Here is a 21,344-nt window from a genome sequence, read left to right as displayed (position 1 = left end):
TCTGTTCTGAATGTCTCGCGATCCCTATAAGGCCCGCACCATCCGCTCGGATCGTGTTCCTTACGGGAATCTTGAAATCTTCAGGGTTGCATTTCTGTTTGTTTGTCAAATCTGCTGCCGCTTCCTTTCCTTACGCAAGGAGCCGGGGACCCGGAGGCCGGATCGCTTTCGCCGCGCGCTTCGTCAGCGCCGCAACTTCTTTAAATTATCACGCCGTGATCGCTGTGTCAATTGATTTTTTGAAAAGTTTTTCGACTCGCGTTCGCTTTGTGATTTTCCGTTCCGCCGTTCATTTATGGCGACCGGACAATCATAGCATTGGTTTTCTTTGTTTGCAAGCACTTTTTTCAAAGGGCCAGTAAAAAAGAAACGGAGAAAGCGGGATTTGAACCCGCGCGCCGGTTTCCCGACCTACACCCTTAGCAGGGGCGCCTCTTCAGCCTCTTGAGTATTTCTCCAAAGCCTGACTCATTTCCGTCAATACCAGTGTACAATTGGCGCCCTTTTCACGGACGCAAGAGATATTATATCCAAGCAAATTTGCCTTGTCAACCGCTAACTATGGTGTCTTGAAGGCTGTCCTCCGTACCATATTTAGCCGCTGCGGAGCTATACAGGTCATTTCCCTCCGCATCCATGACGACAATCACCGGGAAGTCTCTGACTGTGAGACGCCGTATCGCCTCCGTCCCCAGATCATCGTAGGCGATCACCTCCGCCGAAAGGATGCTCTCAGAGAGCAGCGCGCCCGCGCCGCCGATCGCCGCAAAATACACCGCGCCGTTCCGCACGACCGCTTCCCTGACCTCCTCCGAGCGTTTTCCCTTGCCGATCATCCCGGTCAGTCCCATGTCAAGAAGCCGCGGGGCATAGCGGTCCATTCTGCCCGAGGTGGTCGGACCGGCGGAGCCGATCACCCGTCCCTCCCTCGCCGGAGTAGGTCCCATATAATATATGATATTATTCCGCACATCAAAAGGAAGCTCCTCCACCGCATTCAGCGCCTCTGCCATGCGCTTGTGCGCCGCATCGCGCGCTGTATAAACGGTGCCGGTGATATAAACCATATCGCCGATCCGGCACTCTGCCGCAAACTTCTTTGTCAGCGGTGTTGTAAGATAGCGATCCATCGTTCTTCCCCGTCTGCTCCGTCACAGGCTCCGCTCCGCATGGCGGTTCACATGGCAGCATATATTGACCGCAACCGGCAGCCCCGCAATATGCGTCGGGCAGCTCAGAATGTGCACCGCCAGCGCCGTGACCGTTCCCCCGAGTCCCGCCGGCCCGATCCCGGTTTGGTTGAGCTTCGCGAGAAGTTCCTCCTCCATATCCCGGATATGCGGAAGCTCCGATCTGTGCCCCGCGGGAAGTGTGAGCGCCTTTTTAGCCAGAAAAGCACAGCGCTCAAAGGTTCCACCGATACCGACTCCTACCACCAGCGGGGGGCAGGCGTTCGGCCCGGCATCGCGGACAGCCCGTATCACCGCTTCCTTGACGCCCTCCTCGCCGTCCGCCGGATTCAGCATAAAAATCCGGCTTTTGTTCTCACTGCCGAAGCCTTTCGGGGCGACCGTGATTTTTACCCGCTCCCCCGGGACGATGGAAATATGGAGAATGGCCGGCGTATTGTCGCCGGTATTGACCCGCCGCAGAGGATCGGCCACAACGGATTTCCTGAGGTAGCCGTCAGCATATCCCCGGCGCACCCCCTCGTCGATGGCCTCCGCAAGGTCTCCGCCGACGAGATGCACATCCTGTCCCAATTCGAGAAAGACCACCGCCATGCCGGTATCCTGACAGATCGGAATCTGTTCCTTAGCGGCGATCTCCAGATTATCCTCCAGCTTATGAAGAATCTGCCTGCCCAGCGGAGAGCGCTCTTCTCCCGCCGCCTCTGTCAACCGCTCCTTCATATCAGGAGAAAGGCTGTAATTCGCCTCTATGCACATCTCCCGAACGCTCGCGGTTATCTCCGCCACATTCAATTCCCGCATGAACTTCCCGCCTCTCCGCACAGCATACCGGCATTTGCCGCTTCGTCAGCCGGCAATTTCTTTCTGTACCGCCTCAAGCTCCTCCGGTGTCGGGCTCCCCGCTTTCCAGCCGATCGTCTGCCCGTCCTCCGCGTAGCGGGGAATCAGGTGGATATGAAAATGGAACACTGTCTGTCCGGCCGTCGTCCCGTTGTTCTGTACCAGATTAAAGCCGTCCGCATGCAGCGCCGCTTTCATTTTCATCATCATCTTTTTTGCCAGAACCATCGCCCCGGCCGCCCAGTCCTCCGGCAGCTCCACGAGATCGGCAAAGTGCTCTTTCGGAAGAATCAGAGCATGTCCCCGCGTCGCAGCACCCAGATCCAGAATGACGCGAAACCGCTCGTCCTCGTACAAGGTTCGGGAGGGAATTTCGCCGTTCGCAATTTTGCAGAAAATACAGTTATCGTCCCGCATGATAATCCTCCATACCGAAGCGTCCCCGGCAAGGCGCGCCGGGCCTGTTGTCTTCATTTATGATAGCACAGCCACACCGGTCAGCGATATACAAACTCCGCCCGCCCCAGCCGAAGCTCGTCCCCCGGCTCCAGAACCGCCGACGCATTGGGGTGAAGCCTCCGGCCGTTGACAAAGGTTCCGCCGCACGCGTTCAGATCCGTCACGGCAAGCTCTCCCGTTTCGGTATGCATCAGCCTTGCATGCATCGGACTGACCCCGGGCTCCTCCAGAACAAAATCCGCCAGCTCCTCCCTGCTCCCCACGACGCAGGGAAACACATCCAGCTCAATCCGATATTTCCTGTCCCCCGAAGAGCCGTATAATTTATGCGGCGCCTGCTTTCTGCCTGCTGCCCCGTATCCGGCATCGGCCGCCTCCGGGCTGTATAATTCCGTCTCCTCATACGTATTCTCAGAATATGCCGTCTCCCGTTCCCCCATTGTGAACCGCCCCATTTCCTGCTGTCCGGGCGGCGTCCGGGAGCGCGGGCTCTCCGCCGCTGTCTCTCTCTCCTCTTCGGAACTCTGCGTCTCCGGTTTTTCTCCCCGGGATGCACCGTAAAAAATCAGAAATACGCCATGCGCCGACGAAGCCGCCGCCGCAGTAAGCGCAAGCAGAATACCTCCCCGGTCCAGCAGAAGCTCTGTCTCGTTCAGATAAAACACCCGCATGACCCAGAGGAAAATCAGCGCAAGCGCCGCACTGCACCCGCACAGCGCCATATCTCTCCGTATCCGTCTCTTCTCATTGTCTTTTTCTTCACGTCCGCTTTCCTCTCCCTTTCCCCTGAACCCACAGAACTCCTCTGAAAGCGGAGCATCCCCGGCCTCTGAATTTTTCCATGAACGCTCCGCCGGAGCAAAGCCCTCTTCCTCCCCGGACAACTCTTCTCCCGGCGGCGCATCCTCCAGAATGCTTTCCCGCAGCACATAATTCGGGTTTTCCGCCAATGTCACCAGACGATAGGCGCAGGCCGCCGTCCGGCGATCCGACGCGTCGGCATGCTCCGCAAGAAATTCCGCGAGCGGAAGAAGCCCGGCGCCCTCTATATTCTGTCCGCCATGCAGAACATAGGTAAACGACCAGCGCTCCTCTTCCAGATCAAAAAAAATGTACCGGGCGGACAGAACAAGCCCCTCGGCGTCAAGAAGAAAGTCTTCCAGTTTGTGCAAAACGCGAAGCAGCGCTTCCAGCAGAGAACGGAGACGGGCTCCGGGCAGTGCCCGTGCTCCGTACATTGTCTCAAGCGTCTGTTGCGATGTGATTTCATAATAGATATAGCTGTCTCCGTCAATATGCCGCACACTGCAGGGGAGCAGCCCCGGGATCCGGTTGGCCGCAAGCATCCTGTAACGATAGTCGCTCTCTGTATTCCCACAGGGAATGATCATATAATTATGCAGAGAATCGCTGTAATAATGAATTTCTTTCAAATCAGCGCCGGCCTCCATTCTTCTCCCCTTTCTCCTGTTTCCCGATCACTTTTCCCGCCAGATAGCGGAGTCTTCGGAATCTGCGTATTCCGCCCGGAGGATCCGTCCATCGCGCTTCCGCCCGAAACGTCATCCGCCATGTCCCTGCCGGCATCATTTCCGATCCGCGGAAAACCGCCGGTGTGACCCCCGCATTTCCCTGATAGACAATCTTCCTCCCCTCTTTTCTGCTCGACGAGCTGCGGGAGGACAGGAAAAAATATTTGCTCCCGAACTGCCGGCTCTCCAGACTTTTCAGCTCTGCCGCCAGATCTCTCTCCCGCTTTACATAGCTCTCCCGAAAGCACAGGATATAGCTGTCCTGCGCAAACAGACAGCGATCGTAAAGAAAGAACGCCAGATAAATCATGAAGACCCACAAAACAATCACCGCCGTCATAATCAGTGAAGCCTCCACAGACATATAAGCCGAAAGTCTCTTCCGCCGCAAAAGGCTCCCCCTCCCGCACCCCGGCATTTTTCTCTGCCCGTACCCGATGCCGGCACCGCTCCCGGCGCTCTGCTCAATTCCGATACCATACATAGGCCGCACCTCCAAACGCCGCCAGCAGAAAAGGCACAAACGGGATCCGGGTGTCTTTGCGGACTCTCCCCGCAGCCAGAAGAACGCCGCTCCCGAGCGCACACAGAACAAGTCCCCCGCACAGCGTCAGAAACGTCGTTTCCAGTCCGGTCAGAAGTCCCGTTACAAGGAGCGCCGCTCCGTCTCCGGCTCCCGCCCTGCCGCCCGAGACTTTCCACACGAGAAGAAGAAAAAGTCCCGGCATACAGGCGAGCATAAGCGCTGCGGGCTCTGCGCTTTTCTCCGCACAGCTCACAATGTCCCAGACCACGGACAGGGCGCCCACCGCAAGAAGAAAGCGCACGGACAACTCCCTCCGCCTCAGATCCTGCACAGAACACAGCAGAAGAAACGCACCCGCCGCAAAAAATCTCACTGCCATCCTGTCTGCTCTCATTATTTCACCGCCATTTCATCACCCTCACTGCGAGCCTCCGCATTTTGAGCACGGCGGAAGTCTCCCCTCCACCGAAGAAAGCGGGACCTCATGAACCGTCCGTTTCAGTCCGGGACAGGCCGCCGACGCATGATAGCGGTTTCCGTCCGCTGTGATGAGCACGGTGCCGCCGGCGTGGGGAGAACAGATTTCGCAGGGATAGTATTTTCCCCCGTTCCGGTTCCGGAAACCCGCAAGCTCTGACCAGGCCGCCGTACGAATCGACGGATTCAGGTAGCTGCAGCCTGCGCTCCGATGATAGACGGTCCCCGTATCGGTGATATATACCATGGTTTCTTTTCCGGAGCCGTCATGCTCCGGCAGTTCTCCGCCCGTATCATAGCCGACCCACGCGTGCGCATAAAAACGGCTCTGCAGCGTGAGGTCTTTCACGCCCGGGATTCTGATAAAGGGGCATACCCGGTAATCGGCGACAAGATCGACCGCATCATCGCCGGAAAGAATGGAGGACTGCAGATAGGAAATTCCGGAGGCTCCACCGCACAGACAGCTGTGATCGAGATATTCCCGCCCCGCCAGACGCTCCACCGAACTCCTGACAAAGGTCTGCGTGAAGAGCATCGCACCCAGCGCCTCTGCCGCTCCGGCGTCCGCACCGGTCTCCCCGTCATAGGTCAAATCCCCCGCCTGCAGATCCAGCACATCGGAAAGTCCGCAGCGGTAATAATAACAGTACTCCGAAATCTGCGTCCCCGTCTCATGGAGCGCCGCAAGCATATGGCTCTGCAGGCGCATCATGTCAAAGACAAACAGTACATCCACCAGAAAGAAAATCACCAGAGGAAGAACAAAGCTTGCCTCCACCGTCATGGAGGCCGCCATTCCTCTGTCTCTCTTCTTCCGGAAATGAAGCGGAAGCAACGCCCTCTTGAACATCGGACTGCAGGCCCGGAGAGCTGCTCTGATCTGTATTCTGCTTTGCCGTTTTCTCCAAAAGGGCATCGTTTCCGCCTCATTTCCCGCAATTCCACTCAGTTGTAGCTGATTTCCCGGCGCATCGGACAGACATAGCCGAACGCGCTCCTTGTCGATGATTCCAGCGCAAAGCTGTCCATGCACCAGTCCATCCGGAAGTTCTCATTTCCCTCCGTTTTCCGGATATCCATTTCCATAATGTCCATCAGGCGGCAGCTCTTCTGCCATCCGTTCTCCAAAAACAGAAATACGCGCAGATATTCCTCATAACCAAAGCCGCTTCCGCCTTTCTCCCCGCGCGTCGACACGCCGGGCGCAAGAATGGAAAAAAGCGTCGTTTTCCAGCTCCCGCTGTCCTTGATCAGAGGAACCTTTCCCCCGGCAAAAATCGTCTTCACGTCCTGAAGACTTTCCACGTAAGCCCACGCCAGAAGAATCGCCGTCTTCATCACCTCCGACATCTCCGGCACCAGAAGAACCGTGCACACGGTCGTTGCCAGCGCTTCCGCCTCCCCCTGCTTTCCGGAATCTGAAAACAGGTACAGGCTGTTGATTCCTGCTCGGATCAGCAAAAGCCGGCCTGCCATGCGGTTCAGATTGCTCTCATCGCTGCTCTCTCCGAACAAAATGTATTCGATCTGATAGGAAAGTCTGCCGTCTTTGCTCCGGTTCCTGAAATAGCTGCACTTCTCCATGACATACTCGCCGAACAGGAGGGGACCCGCGGGAGCGTAGCCGTGCGTATTTTTCACCTCCAGACCACTCCCCGTATGAAGTGCGCGGCGGGACAGACAGCAGTCAGGATCCGCGGAGGCCTCCGACACCTTGAACGAATGTCCCAGAACCTGATACAGTGCCAGCCGGTCAAGAAAGGAATCCGCCGCTTCTACCGGATCCTGCTCCGCCGGCGGCAGCTGTTCTCCCTGCTCCTCCTTTTCCCGTCTTCTCTGTGCCGCCCTCTCTTTCAGCTCCTGCATATCCCTCTCATTTTCCGCCTTTCTCCGGGACCATTCCGTCTCGTCCGCACCCGCAGCCTGATACTGGTAAACGAGCGAAAGCAGCTCCGCAGCCGCCTCTCCCGCAGGATCCGCAAGCATATAGGCTGTGATCTGCTCCCGGAGCGCCGCGGCCTCCCGATCCGCCGCGCAGCGGGTTCCCGTGAGGCAGAGCTCTTCCGTCGCAAGACCGGTAAAGCTCTTGTCCGCCCCGAACGGAAGCTTCCCGCAGCGCGTATAATTCTGTTTCAGATAAGACAGCAGATGCTCCCTCACTCTGCCGTCCGACGGAGATGACGTTCCATAGCCCTCATCGACGAAAAAAAGATCGTACTGCCGCAGAAGCTCCCGGTTAAATTCCCCGAGCACGGAATTCATCGCCGCATCCGTGGCGAGCTCCACCTGCATCCGGATCATATTTCGTCTTGCCCCCTCGATGAGAACGAAGAAAAGAGACAGCACGATCGAAAGCGACAAAGAGAGATAAACCGTGAGATATGCTCCCGCCCTTTTCATTCCCGTTTTCATGACATGATCGTGTTGCTATCTGCCGTGATTTTTTCAAACACGCGCTTCACCAGCCGTGTGAGCTGTGTCTTGAAGATAATGACAAGGCCGATCAGAACCACAATGATCAGAATGATTTCCACCGTTCCCATGCCCTCCTCGTCTCTCCACCAGTCCATAAGCATTTTTTTCATCATCAATTCCCCTTTCCCCCGCCCGTGGCGGGCTCTCCCTGCTGTGAATGTAAAAATATGTAAAACACCGGCACCCCCGCGCTATTTGCCGGGAATCACATGGCGAAGCTGCTGTATGCCGGAATGACGATCATCACCATCGTGACCACCAGCATAAGAATCATCGGCAGGAGGAGCTTTGTCCCCGCCTCCTCCCCCATCTGCCTCGCGAGGGACCGCCGCTCGGCAAAGGCCGCCGACGCTTCATTCTGAAGAGCTGTCAGCAATGTCTGATTGCCCTTTCTCAGGTTCTGCGTCAGAAGAGAACAGAACCGGGAATACTGCAGCAATCCGCAGCGCTGCCCAAAATGCGTATAGCATTCCGATTCCGGCACGCCGCTTCCCAGCTCGCGGCACATCAGCAGAACCTCCTCATATACAAAGCGTTTCTCTCCGCCCCGCTCCAGCTCCTGCTGATAGTCCCGCCCGATTCTGACAAAAGCGCTCCGTATGCTCATTCCCGCGCCCGCAAACAGGGCAAGGCGGCTGAGGAGCTTCGGATAATCCATACGAAGCTGACGGCTTCTCTGCTCAATTTTCCTGTGAAGCCCGGTATCGGCCCCACGAAAACGGAGCCCTGCCAGCAAAAGCATCAGAAGAAACAGTCCAAGTCCCGGATTTTCGTCTCTGACCGACCATGACAGTCTCCTCCCCTCTACCTTTTCCGGAAGATAAAGCATTGCATCCTCCGGAGCGCTCCGATCCCGCTCGGACAGCGCTCCCGCAATCGCAGCATGGAGTTTTTCCGTCTCATCCCGCACGCCGGCTACAACAAGTACATCAAACGCTTCCTCATACTGCCTCTCGCCCAGCCGGAGCCTTACCGTCACAGTCACCGGAATACTCTGTCCCTCCTCTATGTCATTGTTATGAACCGATCCGTCCGCATCCAGCAGCTCATAGCGGCTGCTCTCCCATGTGATGCGAAATGGACAGTCGTCCAACGCGGCCGGCATGAAAAGCCTCCGGCTGACATGAGCAAGATCCTCGTTTTCTCCGGCCAGCTCTTCCGCGAGATATTGTAGTATTTCCCGAGCCATGGCATCCGTCTCTTCCGCGGTATAGGCCCTTGCGTGCACCGTGACGGGATAGCTTCCAAGCACTTCCCCGTCCTCTCCCTGCGCCTCCAGCAGGTATTCCTCGCCGGGCTGTCCATAGCCCGGCCTCGGCAGCGCTCCGTTCTCCCGGATTGAATTTTCCCGCAGCGAGGAGAGCCGGACCGTCAGAGCAAAGTACGCCGCTCCGAACGCCATAATAAGAAAAACCCGAAGCTTCTGCGTATAATACTCCTCCTCGCAGCACCCGCTGCGCGCCGCCGGATTCAGAATCTGCAGATCCGTCCGAACCGCCGCCGAGGAAAACGGCAGCCTCGCCGCAAAAAATCTCCTCCGGCAGAGGCGCTTCTCACGGCGGATGGGACGGCTTCTTCCGGAGCCTCCCCCGCGGCGGTACAGCCAGACAGCCATCCTCGCAAAGGGACGCTGCCACAGCGGAAGCCGACTGCCAGCAGGTACACTCTCCCGTCGGGAAAGCATTCCCAGAACAAGGAACGCCGCCAGAACTCCAATGTATAAAGCGATATCCCCGAAGCCTTTTACCAGATTCTTCATGTGTCTGTCCCACCCCTCCATCACATTCGGATGGAAACGATCCGCTCCGATATACTGTACGCGCACAGATAAACCAGCAGGCACACCGACATAACGGCAATTCCTGCCGCGTTATGATACAGAGGGGCAAAAAACCCCTCGGAGGTTGAGCCGACATACAATACAATCAAAAAGGGAACCCCATCCATAATTTTCTGCTCCATCTTCCGTGCTGCAATCAGAACCGCTATCTCTTTCTCCACCTCCATACGATCCTGCAGCAGCGAAATCGTTCTTCCCATGATCTCCACCATACTGCCGCCGCTTCTTCTCGCAATCGCAAATGTCTGTGAAAATTCGCGGATGTCCTCTATTCCGCTCCGTTCTCCAAAATCAAGCATCAGTTTTTCCACCGGAATCCCGGCATCCAGCTCCTGTATCATCAGATAAAATTCCTGCGCGATCAGACTTTCCTCTCCATACAAAAGCGCCATTTCCCGCCGCGTCTCGCGAATCACATTTTCCGCGGAATACCCCGCCCGAAACGCGGTGATCATACTGCCGAGCGCTTCTCTGAATTCCCCTGCCAGCTCCGTCCTGCGCTTTTCTTTTTTCCGCCCGCTCATTTTCCGGCAAAAAGGCAGGAGGAGTGGCAAAAGAAACGGCACTGCCGCCCATGAGCGGTAAAAGAACCACGCAAAAAACAGGATCAGCGCCATCCCGAGAGCGGCAATCTCCGGGTTCTCCTTTACAAAGAGCAGTCCCGCGAGGCCGCGGAGCCCCGCTTTATTACAATGCGAGGCGGAGCCCCGCCGCGCGCAGCTTTTTCTGATCGGAAAGTACATTTTCTCTTGTCCAGCAGCCGCGGATTCTCCCATTTTCTTCCTCTCCTTCCTCACAGAAGCGATACAAGGTCTGCAATTGAATCTTTCCATACTCCATTCCGACAATTTCGTGAATTTCAAGCAGTCTGCGGCTCCTGTCGCGAAGCCGGCCGAGGTGAACGAACAGATCAATCGCGGACGCAATCTGTCCCCGGACCGCCGGAAGCGGCAGCTCCAGCCCCGACATGAGCACCATAGTCTCCAGGCGGGCCAGCATATCCTGCGCACTGTTCCCGTGACCGGTCGACATGGAACCGTCGTGGCCGGTATTCATCGCCTGCAGCATATCGATTGCCTCGCTCCCTCTCACCTCACCGACAATAATCCGATCGGGACGCATCCGCAGAGCGCTGCGAATCAGATCCCGAATGGAAATCTCTATGCACCCCTCCATATTGGCATTCCGCGTCTCCAGCCTCACAAGATTCGGAATATGGCGGATCTGCAGCTCCGCGTTGTCTTCAATCGTAATGACCCGCTCCCTCCCGGGAATAAATTCGGAAAGTGCGTTAAGAAAGGTCGTTTTGCCCGATCCGGTACCTCCCGAAACAAAAATGTTGTAGCCCGCCGCCACCACGCAGCGGAGAAATTCTGTGATCTCCTCCGAGACCGCTCCGAGCCGCAGAAGCTCCGGAAAAAGTATCGGCCTGTCCGGAAACCGCCGTATTGTCACCACCGGACCGTTGAGCGCGACGGGAGGAAGCACCACATTCACCCGCGCCCCGCCCGCGAGACGGGCGTCCACAATCGGAGAGCTGGAATTGACCACCCGGTTGCAGGCCGACACGATCTGCTGAATAACATCCTCGAGCTTTTCTCCCGAGACAAAATGCTGCGGATATTCCCGGATCTCTCCTTTTTCTTCAATAAAAATATGCTCGCTCCCGTTAATCATGATTTCCGTGATCTCCGAATTGTCGATCAGCTCCTGCAGAACGTCCAGCTTCCGTATGGAATAAAACAGCTCCTGCCGGAGACGTTTTCGCTGATTCAGCGAAAGATTCCGGGACTGCTCGCCGCGGATCAGTTCCTCGTCGATGAGGTCAAGAATCTCTCTGTCCTCTACCTCTCTGGAAAAATCAATTTTTTCAAGGATTCTGCGGTGCAGCGCTTCACGGATATCACCCTTTTCTTCATTATTCAAGGCCACCTCTCTCCGACGGATTGGCCGCCGCCCCGCAGCGCAGCTCGCCGACATCCTCCATCAGCTTCCGCACACAGGCCGCCAGCTCTCCATGCGTCAGCTCGCAGAGATTTGCCGGCAGCTCCCGGAACAGCGGCAGCTGCCACCGCCTCGTCTTTGCATAGACGTCCTCATATCCGCGCTGTCTCAGAATTTCCCGGTACTGCTGCATCCGGGCCTCTGAGATCCGGCAGCCCGGCCGGATCAGTGTAATGACGAGGGCGCATTCCCGCAGGACATCGAGCAGGCCGTTGGTTGACTCCGACAGATCCAGAAGAAGATATTCATACTCTGTGACCTCCTCTATGGTCCGGAACAGATCGATCCACTGATCCCTCTGTATCGACTGCAGCTCCAGAAACGAATGCACCGGCGGAATCATGAACAGTCCGCCGATCTCCTCCGCCATCAGACCAATCTGCGCCGCCACCTTGGCTCGCGCCACATCGTTGTAGTACACAAGGTCACAGACGCTGCCGCGGAACTGTCTCCCTAAAAGCTGTGTAAAGCCGCTGTAATTCTCAAAATTCATATAGAGCGTCCGGTATTTCTGCGCAAGGAGCTGCCCCAGCGTAAGGGAAACCGTCGTCTGAAGACAGCGGGTGTTCGGCGAGTAGATTCCTATGATTTTGAGCTGCGTGCTGTGACGGAGCGCCGGCAGCGCAGCCCCGCCGTTTTCTCTGCTCTCTTTCATACAGAGCTCCAGAATCGCCGCAAAAATCACCTCCATCGACTGATATTTGCTCACCACTCTGAGTCCCGGTCCCAGATATTGCTCTGTTTCTCCTAAAATAAGCAGCTCGCGGAAATCCGCCTCCACCACCTTGCCCCCATATTCCGACTCTGCGACGACAAGCACGGCCGTATTGTCCCGGTTCATTTTAAGAAGCATCCTCTCCGGACTGAAGAAAGCGCAGATCTCATACGGCAGCTGCTTTCTCTTGAGATATTCCAGAAGATGCAGCGCATAGCTCCGCTCGTCATCAAGAATCACGATATTCGGCAAATCCATGGCACGTCTCCTTTCACTCAGAACACGCCTCCTGCATGGGCAAGAAATACAGCCCCGATCGGGAGGGCCAGATGAATACGGGCATCCCGTCTCCGTTCTGAAATCATGACGGGCAGCGCCGCGGCCGCCGCAAGGACGAACGCCCCCGCCGCGCAGCGCAGAAATTCCGCAAAGGGCCAGAACAGGGATAACACCGCCAGCAGTTTGATATCCCCGCCCCCAATGCCCCCCAGCCGCCGAAAGATGCCGAGAGCGAGGATCACCGCCGCAGCGCCGCACAGGGCCGACGTCCCGCCGGGGATTCCGCCGCTTTCAAAGCGCCAGCAAAGCCCCGCAAAAAACGCAGGCAGAAGCCAGACATTATAGATTTTTCCGCGCGCCGCATCGCTGGCCATCGCGCCCGTAAGAAACAAAAACAGGACAGGACTGCGTTCATTCATAAGAATCCTCCATGCCGAAGCATTTTCGTGCGAGGTGCGCGCCGTAATCATCTCGCGCCGGCGCACAGTGTGCCGAGCCGCTCTGCGGCTCATACCGCCCCGCTGCCGGGTTACTTGGAAATGAAAAAGATACAGGAACAGAAACGATACAAAACAGGAAAGAAAACAGAAAAAGTGAAAGAAACGGAAGACGAAATGAAAGGAACAGAAAATATAAAATACAGGTCAAAAAATGAAGGAAAAATATGACTGGAACCAGTCGTGAAGCTCCGGGGATCACCGCAGAACGGATCCCGTCCGGCTATGAAGGAACTCCTGTGCGCTGTACCCGACGGGCACCACAGACTCGCACCGGAATGTGATTAGACTATAGCCTTATGGGCGAGGAATTGCAATACTTTATTATGCAAATACTACTTTTAGTATTTTCGAGAGGCTTTTCAACTTAAACGCGGAAGTTTGACACCCCGATCCGTACAAAGCCTTACCGGGCTTTATTTTTGTATTGAAAATTTCCCGTAACCACGCACGTTTTAAAGCGTTCACTCTTAATGACTCAGACCTCTCGCCCGTTTCCTCGCCGCTTCTCTCTGATCCTGCAATAATCGTCTCGGCTTACGATAAGTAACGGCAGACTTTGGCATTTCATAGGTCTTATCGATATCGGTTTCACCTATGCACTTAAAGGTATCGGGATAATCATTAACTAACGTGTCGATTCGCCTTATAACGGCAGGATCACGGGTGTATAGAGTGGCGCTTTTCTCCTCGACGTTAAAATTGATGATCGTCTCCTGTTCATAACGTGTCATTTTCATCTGATCATTACCCGATCCTCTCCCTATGGTACGGGATAACGATCACATGGATTATTGGCGGTTCTGATTTCTGTATCTCCGCCCTCCTGATCTCCATCTTGTTAAGCCTCTCTCGTAATGATTCTCTCATGATATTTCTCCTCTGCCCTTTGGGGCATAATAAAAGCGCCGATGGATATTTCCTCATCAACACTTTTTTAATGATCGTTCTCACGATAACTACTGTATAAACTTTTCAAAAAAGCCTGCTATCCTACGCCACTTCTACGCTGTGTTAGGGTCGGTCTAACTTGACCACTCAGAGTCGACTTACATCAGCCATTTTGGGTCGGGTCAAATCAGCCGTCGGTTTAAAAGAACCAAAAAGTCATTACTATTGCTACATTCATCTCTTAGACTGGTGTAAGCCAACACAACAGTCGAAGGAGGATAATGAATAAGACAACCAATAGTAATGACTCACAGGAAATCTTATCACATGCAATTGAACAAATGAAACAGGAGCTTGGTGGGAAGTTCGACCCTGAACACATCAACCTTGCAGAGCTTGAGCGCAGGACAGGTATCTCCCGCGGAAGGCTCAGGCACTATCAGACAGGTCCCTGAGAGGCGTACCAGATGGACTGGGGATTCGTTAAGGCAGACGCCGATGACGGACAGACATACAAATGTGCTTGCTTCGCCATAATCTGCCATCATTGTGGTGAAAGGTTTATCGAGTTCTTCCCGAATGCAAAGCAGGAAAACCTCTTCATCGGAATGACCCATGCTCTCTTCTATATGGGAATTCCTGAGTATGTCCTTACAGACAACATGAAGAGCGTCGTGACCGGCCGTGATCCTGAAGGTCACCCGCTCTGGCAGCATGATTATGAATCTTTCATGAAACTGATCGGATTCCAGACGAAGCTTTGCAAGCCCAGGCATCCTTTTACCAAGGGAAAGGTCGAGCGGCTGGTGAGGTTCGTCAAGGAGAACTTTCTTGCCGGCAGGACGTACAGCAACGTCACAGAGCTGAATATACAGGCTCTCAGCTGGTGCAGGGATCAGAACAGCCGCTGCCATAAGGCGGTCGACTGCATTCCGGATGAAACGCATCGCTCCGAATGCTGGAACGTGACGGGTATTCTTCAGAATTCAAAGGAGCTGTCCTTATATCTCTGTCCGCAGCGCCGGATCTCATTTGATGGGATGGTTAATTATGAAGGCCGCCGGTTCGGCGTAGCCTGCTGGTATGGCAGAAAGACATGCCGCATCAGCCGGAAGGAATTCACCACTACTATCTACGATGACGACCTGACAAAAGCGCTGTCGACTTACGACGTTACCTGGAACCGTAAGGATCGGTTCTGTAAGGATCAGTATGTTGCAGAGCAGTCGGAGGAACAGCCGACCGCACCGGTAAAAGCCATTCTCCGTCAGTCAGACACGCCCACCCATGCTTCAGGTTTTGCCAAATTTAACTTTCCGGAGGGTCTGAAGGATGGGTGAGTCTATATATGACGCGATCAATGCCGATATCTCAGCGCTCAAAGTCAATGCTTATGCAGGAGGATTGGCGGGATTCCTGAACGCTGAAAACATGACACAGGAGCAGCTGGAAGCGATCCGGAAGATGCTGGACTTTTTGAAGAAGCAGGAGGAAGAGACCATTATTGTCAACACCCTTTTGAAAATGAGTCGGCTTCCACTGAAAGCACCAAAGACGTTTGAAAACTTTGATTTCGGGAACATCCATGGTAAAAAGGTCGATGTTCTGGAAAATCTTAAGACGCTGTCTGCTGTCTATGCGAGAAGGAACCTGGCATTTATCGGACCGTCAGGTGTAGGCAAAACTCATCTTGCCATGGCTTACGGACGGGAATGCTGCCTGCAGGGGATGAAGACTTATTTTATCAAGGCTACGGAGCTGAACCAGCGGCTCAAAGATGCCATCAGTTATGACCGCGTCGGCCGGATCACCAACGGCCTCGTGAAACCTACATGTCTGATCATTGATGAAAGAGCAGAAAGCGTTGACGCGGGAGGTTTCCGACAGTCAAAAGACCTTACAGGAAGCAAAGCAGAAAGTTACGGATTTAAGGCTGCTGCTCCGAACACTTCGTGAACTGACGGATATTGCGGAGCTTACCCCGGCGCTTGTAAACTCGCTGATTGAGCGCATCGAAGTCCACAACAATGACAAGTCAAGCGGCTACTGTTATGTGAGGGTGGATATTTACTTTACAGCGGCAGAGATGATAGATATTCCCACCGAACAGGAAATCCTTGCTATGATGAAAGAAATACGTGAAAACCCGCAGGAATTCCGCTTTGTAGCATAACAAAAGGTACGGCGCAACCCATTTTACTGATTTACACCGTACCCCTTACATAAATACTTCCCTATCTGGCGTTGCCATTGCCGTCCCGGTCTTTTTATTTTCTGACCCCGATATCCTGATTCACGGCCGGTCCAGTGCAGATCCCGCCGCGCCGCTGTGGTTTTCCTGCTCTCCAAACCGATTTTTCTCCAGCATTTTGCTCATCAGTAACATCCGGAAATCGGACGGCGCCTTTTTCCTCGCCTCAGCGAGATACCGATTTGCCTTTGCCGCATCGCCGAGCCCCGCGTGTCCGAGCGCCATCAGAAAATCACAGTGCGCCTCGTTCCGCACATCCAGATCGTCCTCAAAGGTAAGAAAATCCGGCAGGGAAACCGCGAAATATTCCACGCGCACATGATCCCGGCTGTGCCGTTCCCCGTAGTCGAGAAGCCGGCAGAAGCGCCGTCCCGCGCCTCTCGGATCACCCAGCTTCCGGAATGCCAGCCCCTGATAGAAAATCATATCGGCGGGCTGGTCGTTGTAGTACATCATCCCCGCCGGCTCATCCGTTCCCTCCGTAGCCCTTCGGAAATACCGCTTCGCCGCTTCTTTATCTCCGAGTCGTTCCTCCGTCAGTCCGAGATAATAGAAGATATGATTGTCCTTCGTTCCCTCGAGCTTCCCCTCTCCCAGATTTTCAGGACAGGAGAGCGCCTCAAGAAGCTGCTGCTCTGCCTGTTCGTATTCTCCGCGGTCCATGGCCTCCAGCGCCAGCAGAAGACGCGCAAATCCGTACTGGGCCGTAACGCGCCCCTCACCGCCTTCCCACGGATGAAAACGGCGACTCTGCAGAAAGGCCAGTGCCTCCCCGGCGCGCCCGGCCGCATTGAGAAGCATGGCATATTCGACACTCAGGTCATCTCTCTGCTCCACGAGTCCGATATGCTCCCTGTACCGGAGCAGCCGCTCCGCAAAGCTCCGACCCAGCTTCTTGTACAGCTGATCGAGCTCAAAAAACACTCTCGCGTCTGTCGGATCGAGGGCAAACGCCCGCTCCAGCGCCTCTCGCGCCCGCTCCGGCTCCTTTCGCCAGTTATAATACACAAGCGACAGATTGCGGTGCACCGTCGGAAAGTCGGGAGCAATCGCCGCCGAGGCCTCCCACAGTGCGCCGGCTTCCTGCCAGCGAAGCTTGTCATACAGAAGATTTCCGAGATAATATCTCGCTTTCGCCGCAGCCGGATCCTTTTGCATCGCATACTCGAGAACCGGGATATCCTCCGGATCATTCGGGAAGCAGCAAAGCGGGTCCCTCCGCTCCGCCGCCGAGACCGCCTCCCGCGCCTCCGGCTCTCTCCCCAGCTTCGCAAGATAATATGCCTGATAGTATGCCGTCAGCGGACTCTCTTCCCCGGCCCGCCGCAGTATCTGCAGCGCCTCCTCAAAAAAACCCGCTTCGGCGTAATCCCGCGCTGCGCGCAGAAAATGAAAAAGCTCGCGGCGGCTCCTCCTCGCCAGCTCCTTCTCCGAAAGCAGCGCCGCATCGTCCCCGCACACCTCCCGGAGCAGCACCGCCTCAAAGCCGGAGACATAATCAAAGGGATCCAGAGAGAGATTTTCCTTAAGCCACGCCTTTTCCTCCTCAAAGCGCCCTGTTTTCCGCAGAAGCACAGCTTTCAGCGCTCTGGCCCGCACACTGCGGATCCCGCGCGCCAGCGATCGCTCGATCAGAGCAAGCGCCGGCTCCATATGTCCCTTTCCCGCCTCGATGCAGGCAAGATAATAGAACGCCATGTGCTGCTGCTCCGCTGTCCACGCGGCCCGATAAAAGGCATCTGCGGCCTCGTCCGTCTTTCCCCGACGCAGCAGGCACAGACCCAGATTGCAGAATGCCTCGCCATCATAGGCATTCGCATTGCGCAGCGTAAGGCGCTTCACAGCCCGCCGGAAGCAGTCCTCCGCCTCATCTGTCTTTCCTCGTCGGAGAAGCAGCATGCCATACGCGTTATTGATCCGCAGATCCCCGGGATCCCGCTTCAGTCCCTCCAGATAATAGGGATCCGGCAGGAACGTCGCGTGACGGTATTGCTCCAGATGCAGGCCGGTCAAATACAGCTCCTCGTTCGTCATGATCTGCGCGGGCGGCTTCGGCGCTTCGGCCGGCGCCGGAATTTCAGGGATCCTCTCCTCATCCGGCCGGTAAAACACGAGGGTCTCTTCACCATCGCTCACTCTGACCGATAATTCACTCTCCGATTCCGGCTTCTCCTTAAGCAGAATGATCTCCTCAAAGCTCTCCTCCGGGGAAAGGCGGCACTCTCTCCGCAGAATTGTCCGGTCTCCCTGCATCACGGTGATCTGTGCCTGCGGATGCTCCGCCGCGGCATAGGCCGCCACCCGGAGTCTGCCTCCGTCTGCTTCCAGACTGACACAGGCCTCCCTTGTCGCATTTTTTACCGCCCCCACACCACGGTAAGGCATGAAATACTGCATGAAGCTCTTTTCTTCAAAGGGCTTCAGCCATGTGAAATCCGGCTGATTGTCCGTAAAGACCCCCGTCATCAGCTCCACATACGGGCCGTCGCCGTCTGTAAGATTCCGGTCCCACGCCCGGCCGAAGTCCCCGCAGCCCCATGTCCACTGCTTCTTCCCCGGACTGATATGGTGATCTGCCACATGCAGAATCCCCTCCTGCACGCCGTAATCATATCCCCCCACAAAGTCATAGCGGGAGCCCGCCGCCATGAGCGAGGTAGGTACCGGAATATTTTTGTACCAGGAAATGTCTACCCCCTCACTGTAATCCTTTTTATAGTAGGTTCCCATGGCTATCGGCCACCGGGAAACATCCCGCCTGCCGTGATCCATAACAGCATGAACATCCGGAGGCATGATCGTCTGTGTGTTGTCGTTGACCGGTACGGCGGGATTCGCCCACCAGAGAAAGCTCTGCGGGAGGGCTGTCCGGTTATAGAGCTGTCCCGTAATTTCTATACGGGCTTTCCCGGGCCGCAGCGTAATCCGGCAGATGGCTTCCGTTCCATAGATTCTGTCCACATCGTGCAGCAGCACGGAGGCGCTGCCGTCCTCTCCCTCCTCCGTAACATAATCTGTCGGAAGAAAGGTCGTCGGTCTGTGATGCTGCGGCCAGTTAAACTCTATGCCGCCGGAAATCCACGGACCGAGAAGCCCCACCAGAGCCGGCTTGATCACGTGATTGTAATATACGAAATCATATCCGGTCGTTTTGTCCTGCGCTCTCTGAATCCTCCCCCCGAGCTCCGGCAGCACCATGACTTTCAGATATTCGTTTTCCAGAAACACAGCCCGATAAGGGAGGTCTTCTCTGACATCTCCGATCGATTCGATCGTGGGATAGGGATAGACCCTGCCGGAGCTCCCCTGATAAACCCTCTTTTCAATGAACATCGGATTCTTTTCAGGCTTCCCTACCGGATAGGTAGGGATCTGCACTGTTTCTTCCCAGACTTTTGCTTCACTCATGGTGATTCTTACCAAGCTCCTTCCGCAATTTTCTCGAAAACACAATATCCCCGGTGGGACGCAGCAGTGCGAGCTGCAGCATCCTCCCGGCAGGCACCCTCATCGTCACCTGCATCGTTTCTCCCGGACGCCCGTCCGGAAGCTTCACAATGGACGACGCCTCACCGTTTGCGCTGAGACGGAGACTGTAACCCCGCACCTCATAACGGGGCAGAGCACTGCGCACCGTGAGCCGGACAGTGATTTCATCGCCCCGCCGCTCCATCCCGGTAAGCAGAAGCGGCGAGCATTCCTCCCGCACGGCTTCATACGAGGGCTTCGGATTGCCGAACATATCCGCAGAGCCATGAATGCGTTCCCGGAATCTGCCGTTCCCGTCCTCACCCATCTGTGTGCGGTAATCATTCAGGCAGAAATAGATAAAACCGTTCACTCCCGTTCGGCGATAAATGCCCAGCTTGGAGAGAAAAATTTCTCTCCTCCTCTCATCACCTCCCAAAAACGCAGGCTCACAGAGGCCGAATTCCGAGATCAACATGGGTTTATCCGGGTTGGCCTCCCGGAAACGCCCAACCGCCTCCTCGTTATCAAAGCCCTGATGCCATGTGCCGATATACTCGTTGCACATCATAATATCGCCCCGCGAGGCAGCATCATCCGGCGATTCCCATGCCGTATTCGAGACATAGCTCACCGGCCGGTACGGATCCGCTTCATGGAACAGCCGCACCGCAGCCGTCACATAGCGCTTTGTCGCTTCGCTCTGCCCGTTCAGCTCATTCCCGACGCCCCAGCTGACCAAAGAGGGGTGATTATAATGCGACGAAATCATCTCCGCACACTGATCTCTGACGCGCTCCAGCGTATCGGCTGTCGGTTCTTTCGGCATTCCCCAGAGAGGAACCTCTTCCTGCACCATCAAGCCATGTTCGTCAGCCCACTCATAAAAGGAATCATCCTGCTGCCAATGCACCCGCGTATAGATACAGTTCGTATCTTTCAGAAGCTGCAAAAACCTCCCGATATCCTCAGGCCGCTCAGCATTCCCGATCCGCGGGTCAGAGCCCGGCATCCACTCCGTGCCGGCCACTTCGATCCTCTCCCCGTTCAGAACAAATTCTTTCCCATCCGTGCAGAAGCTCCGGAATCCGATCCGCGTACGAAGAGTATCTGTTTTTTCCCCGTCCGCAATCACAGTCAAGCAGAAATCATAAAGCTCCGGGCTGTCAAAATGCCAATATTTCACACGCGGGACGTGAATCGTCTCGCCCGGCTTCCATGTCCCCGCCGCCAGCCGCTCCCCCTCGTCGGAAAGCTCATAGCGAAAAGCAGACGGCCTCGACCCGGCCAGCATTCTGATCCGCAGGGAAATCTGCCCCGCTCCCTGTATCTCCCTCTCCCCCGTCCCGGAAAGCACCGGCTGTGCATCCACAAGAAGCTCCTCTACCGCTGTCGTTTCCGTAACAAGGAAGCAGCAGGGCCGGAAAATCCCCCCGTCGTCCGCCCAATCGAACTGGTCATACCACGGAAGCGCATACGGTGAATACCGATTATCCACCTGCACCGTGAGGCGGTTCCTCTCTCCGGAGCAGACCGCTTCCGTAAGGTCCACGGCAAATGACGTGAATCCTGATCCCTCATGCTTTCCAAGCGCTCTTCCGTTCAGCCAGAAATGAGCATCACGGTATATGCCGCCGAACTGAACGCGCACCGCTTTTCCCCGCCACTCCTCCGGCGCATCAAAGCAGTACTGATACCACGCGCAGCCGCGATAATCGTCTGTCCCGCTGCCGACATTATAGGTATGGGGAATCTGCACATCCTCCGCATCCGGAAGCTCCCGTGCAAAAAAATGTTCTCTTTCACCTTTCCTTTCCGGGTCCAGACAAAACTGCCATTTCCCGGAAAGCGCCTCTTTTATCCTCATGGCCTGCCCTCCCTGAAAAACACGCGC

Annotated in this window: 23 protein-coding genes and 1 tRNA gene; 6 read left to right on the top strand and 18 right to left on the bottom strand. The window is 55.6% G+C overall.

Annotated elements, in window-relative coordinates; translation table 11 throughout:
- The coding region (locus tag E0E20_RS14085; RefSeq protein WP_207302869.1) for a hypothetical protein at positions 1-362 on the top strand (362 nt) is incomplete at its 5' end.
- A gap of 8 nt (positions 363-370) precedes the next feature.
- Here the strand turns inward: E0E20_RS14085 and E0E20_RS11150 are convergent.
- From E0E20_RS11150 to E0E20_RS11080, 15 genes are all read right to left on the bottom strand, one after another.
- A tRNA-Ser gene (locus E0E20_RS11150) sits at positions 371-458 on the bottom strand.
- A 90-nt stretch (positions 459-548) separates the two neighbouring features.
- Positions 549-1,130, bottom strand: a complete 582-nt coding sequence (locus E0E20_RS11145; RefSeq protein ID WP_130838272.1) for a Fe-S-containing hydro-lyase — start codon at positions 1,128-1,130, stop codon at positions 549-551.
- A 21-nt stretch (positions 1,131-1,151) separates the two neighbouring features.
- On the bottom strand, positions 1,152-1,994 hold the full coding sequence (locus E0E20_RS11140) for a fumarate hydratase (RefSeq protein WP_130838271.1): 843 nt from the start codon (positions 1,992-1,994) through the stop codon (positions 1,152-1,154).
- Between the two features lie 45 nt (positions 1,995-2,039).
- Positions 2,040-2,450, bottom strand: a complete 411-nt coding sequence (locus tag E0E20_RS11135; protein WP_130838270.1) for an HIT family protein — start codon at positions 2,448-2,450, stop codon at positions 2,040-2,042.
- 80 nt (positions 2,451-2,530) lie between these two features.
- Positions 2,531-3,925, bottom strand: coding sequence for a DUF6382 domain-containing protein (locus tag E0E20_RS11130; protein WP_165444083.1), 1,395 nt, complete (start codon positions 3,923-3,925; stop codon positions 2,531-2,533).
- 1 nt (position 3,926) lies between these two features.
- Positions 3,927-4,508, bottom strand: coding sequence for a hypothetical protein (locus tag E0E20_RS11125; RefSeq protein WP_130838268.1), 582 nt, complete (start codon positions 4,506-4,508; stop codon positions 3,927-3,929).
- Positions 4,489-4,929 (bottom strand): prepilin peptidase, encoded by a 441-nt coding sequence (locus E0E20_RS11120; protein WP_165444082.1) that lies wholly within the window; start codon positions 4,927-4,929, stop codon positions 4,489-4,491. The genes E0E20_RS11125 and E0E20_RS11120 overlap by 20 nt, the downstream gene beginning before the upstream one ends.
- A gap of 39 nt (positions 4,930-4,968) precedes the next feature.
- Entirely contained in the window at positions 4,969-5,946 is a 978-nt protein-coding gene (locus tag E0E20_RS11115; protein WP_130838266.1) for a hypothetical protein, read from the bottom strand.
- Positions 5,947-5,975: 29 nt separating this feature from the next.
- Complete coding sequence (locus E0E20_RS11110) at positions 5,976-7,430, bottom strand: DUF5702 domain-containing protein (protein ID WP_130838265.1); 1,455 nt, start codon at positions 7,428-7,430, stop codon at positions 5,976-5,978.
- 8 nt (positions 7,431-7,438) lie between these two features.
- The gene (locus E0E20_RS11105; protein WP_334295345.1) at positions 7,439-7,615 is read right to left on the bottom strand and encodes a Flp1 family type IVb pilin; all 177 of its coding nucleotides are present in this window, start codon (positions 7,613-7,615) and stop codon (positions 7,439-7,441) included.
- Positions 7,616-7,710: 95 nt separating this feature from the next.
- The gene (locus tag E0E20_RS11100; RefSeq protein ID WP_165444081.1) at positions 7,711-9,264 is read right to left on the bottom strand and encodes a type II secretion system F family protein; all 1,554 of its coding nucleotides are present in this window, start codon (positions 9,262-9,264) and stop codon (positions 7,711-7,713) included.
- 20 nt (positions 9,265-9,284) lie between these two features.
- Entirely contained in the window at positions 9,285-10,088 is an 804-nt protein-coding gene (locus E0E20_RS11095) for a type II secretion system F family protein (RefSeq protein ID WP_165444080.1), read from the bottom strand.
- A complete protein-coding gene (locus E0E20_RS11090; RefSeq protein ID WP_242622767.1) occupies positions 10,033-11,271 on the bottom strand; it encodes a CpaF family protein in 1,239 nt (412 codons plus the stop codon). The genes E0E20_RS11095 and E0E20_RS11090 overlap by 56 nt, the downstream gene beginning before the upstream one ends.
- Positions 11,264-12,322, bottom strand: a complete 1,059-nt coding sequence (locus tag E0E20_RS11085; protein ID WP_130838260.1) for a hypothetical protein — start codon at positions 12,320-12,322, stop codon at positions 11,264-11,266. The genes E0E20_RS11090 and E0E20_RS11085 overlap by 8 nt, the downstream gene beginning before the upstream one ends.
- A 17-nt stretch (positions 12,323-12,339) precedes the next feature.
- The gene (locus E0E20_RS11080) at positions 12,340-12,762 is read right to left on the bottom strand and encodes a prepilin peptidase (RefSeq protein WP_165444079.1); all 423 of its coding nucleotides are present in this window, start codon (positions 12,760-12,762) and stop codon (positions 12,340-12,342) included.
- Positions 12,763-12,882: 120 nt separating this feature from the next.
- On the opposite strand from E0E20_RS11080, the gene E0E20_RS14370 reads away from it, so the two are divergent.
- Positions 12,883-13,011: a hypothetical protein gene (locus E0E20_RS14370; protein ID WP_278045078.1), complete on the top strand. Its 129-nt coding sequence runs from the start codon at positions 12,883-12,885 to the stop codon at positions 13,009-13,011.
- 576 nt (positions 13,012-13,587) lie between these two features.
- On the opposite strand, the gene E0E20_RS14365 is transcribed toward E0E20_RS14370, so the two are convergent.
- Entirely contained in the window at positions 13,588-13,710 is a 123-nt protein-coding gene (locus E0E20_RS14365) for a hypothetical protein (protein WP_278045077.1), read from the bottom strand.
- A 302-nt stretch (positions 13,711-14,012) separates the two neighbouring features.
- On the opposite strand from E0E20_RS14365, the gene E0E20_RS14080 reads away from it, so the two are divergent.
- The 4 genes from E0E20_RS14080 to E0E20_RS14815 are packed head-to-tail and all read left to right on the top strand — an operon-like array spanning position 14,013 to position 15,904.
- On the top strand, positions 14,013-14,186 hold the full coding sequence (locus E0E20_RS14080; RefSeq protein ID WP_207302868.1) for a hypothetical protein: 174 nt from the start codon (positions 14,013-14,015) through the stop codon (positions 14,184-14,186).
- Positions 14,187-14,198: 12 nt separating this feature from the next.
- Positions 14,199-15,071 carry a DDE-type integrase/transposase/recombinase gene (locus E0E20_RS11070; protein ID WP_207302867.1) on the top strand — a complete coding sequence of 291 codons (873 nt, stop codon included), beginning with the start codon at positions 14,199-14,201 and terminating at the stop codon, positions 15,069-15,071.
- Entirely contained in the window at positions 15,064-15,687 is a 624-nt protein-coding gene (locus tag E0E20_RS11065) for an ATP-binding protein (RefSeq protein ID WP_130838257.1), read from the top strand. Before E0E20_RS11070 ends, E0E20_RS11065 begins: the two co-directional genes overlap by 8 nt.
- On the top strand, positions 15,578-15,904 hold the full coding sequence (locus E0E20_RS14815; RefSeq protein ID WP_130838256.1) for a DUF4368 domain-containing protein: 327 nt from the start codon (positions 15,578-15,580) through the stop codon (positions 15,902-15,904). The genes E0E20_RS11065 and E0E20_RS14815 overlap by 110 nt, the downstream gene beginning before the upstream one ends.
- Before the next feature lie 120 nt (positions 15,905-16,024).
- Here the strand turns inward: E0E20_RS14815 and E0E20_RS11055 are convergent, their stop codons facing one another.
- Positions 16,025-19,390, bottom strand: a complete 3,366-nt coding sequence (locus E0E20_RS11055) for a tetratricopeptide repeat protein (RefSeq protein ID WP_130838255.1) — start codon at positions 19,388-19,390, stop codon at positions 16,025-16,027.
- Positions 19,383-21,317: a glycoside hydrolase family 2 protein gene (locus E0E20_RS11050; protein WP_130838254.1), complete on the bottom strand. Its 1,935-nt coding sequence runs from the start codon at positions 21,315-21,317 to the stop codon at positions 19,383-19,385. Before E0E20_RS11050 ends, E0E20_RS11055 begins: the two co-directional genes overlap by 8 nt.
- Positions 21,318-21,344: the final 27 nt, after the last annotated feature.

The organism is Lachnoclostridium sp. Marseille-P6806, from assembly GCF_900625025.1.
In the GTDB taxonomy this organism is placed as follows: Bacteria; Bacillota; Clostridia; order Lachnospirales; family Lachnospiraceae; genus CAG-791.
The sequence above is the reverse complement of the archived record's forward strand: the minus strand, read 5'-3'. Positions and strand labels throughout refer to the sequence as shown.

Coding starts and splice junctions, on each gene's coding strand:
- E0E20_RS11145 (WP_130838272.1), bottom strand. CDS start 1,130: ATGGATCGCTATCTTACAACACCGCTGACAAAGAAGTTTGCGGCAGAG.
- E0E20_RS11140 (WP_130838271.1), bottom strand. CDS start 1,994: ATGCGGGAATTGAATGTGGCGGAGATAACCGCGAGCGTTCGGGAGATG.
- E0E20_RS11135 (WP_130838270.1), bottom strand. CDS start 2,450: ATGCGGGACGATAACTGTATTTTCTGCAAAATTGCGAACGGCGAAATT.
- E0E20_RS11125 (WP_130838268.1), bottom strand. CDS start 4,508: ATGTATGGTATCGGAATTGAGCAGAGCGCCGGGAGCGGTGCCGGCATC.
- E0E20_RS11120 (WP_165444082.1), bottom strand. CDS start 4,929: ATGGCAGTGAGATTTTTTGCGGCGGGTGCGTTTCTTCTGCTGTGTTCT.
- E0E20_RS11115 (WP_130838266.1), bottom strand. CDS start 5,946: ATGCCCTTTTGGAGAAAACGGCAAAGCAGAATACAGATCAGAGCAGCT.
- E0E20_RS11110 (WP_130838265.1), bottom strand. CDS start 7,430: ATGAAAAGGGCGGGAGCATATCTCACGGTTTATCTCTCTTTGTCGCTT.
- E0E20_RS11105 (WP_334295345.1), bottom strand. CDS start 7,615: ATGAAAAAAATGCTTATGGACTGGTGGAGAGACGAGGAGGGCATGGGA.
- E0E20_RS11100 (WP_165444081.1), bottom strand. CDS start 9,264: ATGAAGAATCTGGTAAAAGGCTTCGGGGATATCGCTTTATACATTGGA.
- E0E20_RS11095 (WP_165444080.1), bottom strand. CDS start 10,088: ATGTACTTTCCGATCAGAAAAAGCTGCGCGCGGCGGGGCTCCGCCTCG.
- E0E20_RS11085 (WP_130838260.1), bottom strand. CDS start 12,322: ATGGATTTGCCGAATATCGTGATTCTTGATGACGAGCGGAGCTATGCG.
- E0E20_RS11080 (WP_165444079.1), bottom strand. CDS start 12,762: ATGAATGAACGCAGTCCTGTCCTGTTTTTGTTTCTTACGGGCGCGATG.
- E0E20_RS14370 (WP_278045078.1), top strand. CDS start 12,883: ATGAAAAAGATACAGGAACAGAAACGATACAAAACAGGAAAGAAAACA.
- E0E20_RS14365 (WP_278045077.1), bottom strand. CDS start 13,710: ATGAGAGAATCATTACGAGAGAGGCTTAACAAGATGGAGATCAGGAGG.
- E0E20_RS14080 (WP_207302868.1), top strand. CDS start 14,013: ATGAATAAGACAACCAATAGTAATGACTCACAGGAAATCTTATCACAT.
- E0E20_RS11070 (WP_207302867.1), top strand. CDS start 14,199: ATGGACTGGGGATTCGTTAAGGCAGACGCCGATGACGGACAGACATAC.
- E0E20_RS11065 (WP_130838257.1), top strand. CDS start 15,064: ATGGGTGAGTCTATATATGACGCGATCAATGCCGATATCTCAGCGCTC.
- E0E20_RS14815 (WP_130838256.1), top strand. CDS start 15,578: ATGAAAGAGCAGAAAGCGTTGACGCGGGAGGTTTCCGACAGTCAAAAG.
- E0E20_RS11055 (WP_130838255.1), bottom strand. CDS start 19,390: ATGAGTGAAGCAAAAGTCTGGGAAGAAACAGTGCAGATCCCTACCTAT.
- E0E20_RS11050 (WP_130838254.1), bottom strand. CDS start 21,317: ATGAGGATAAAAGAGGCGCTTTCCGGGAAATGGCAGTTTTGTCTGGAC.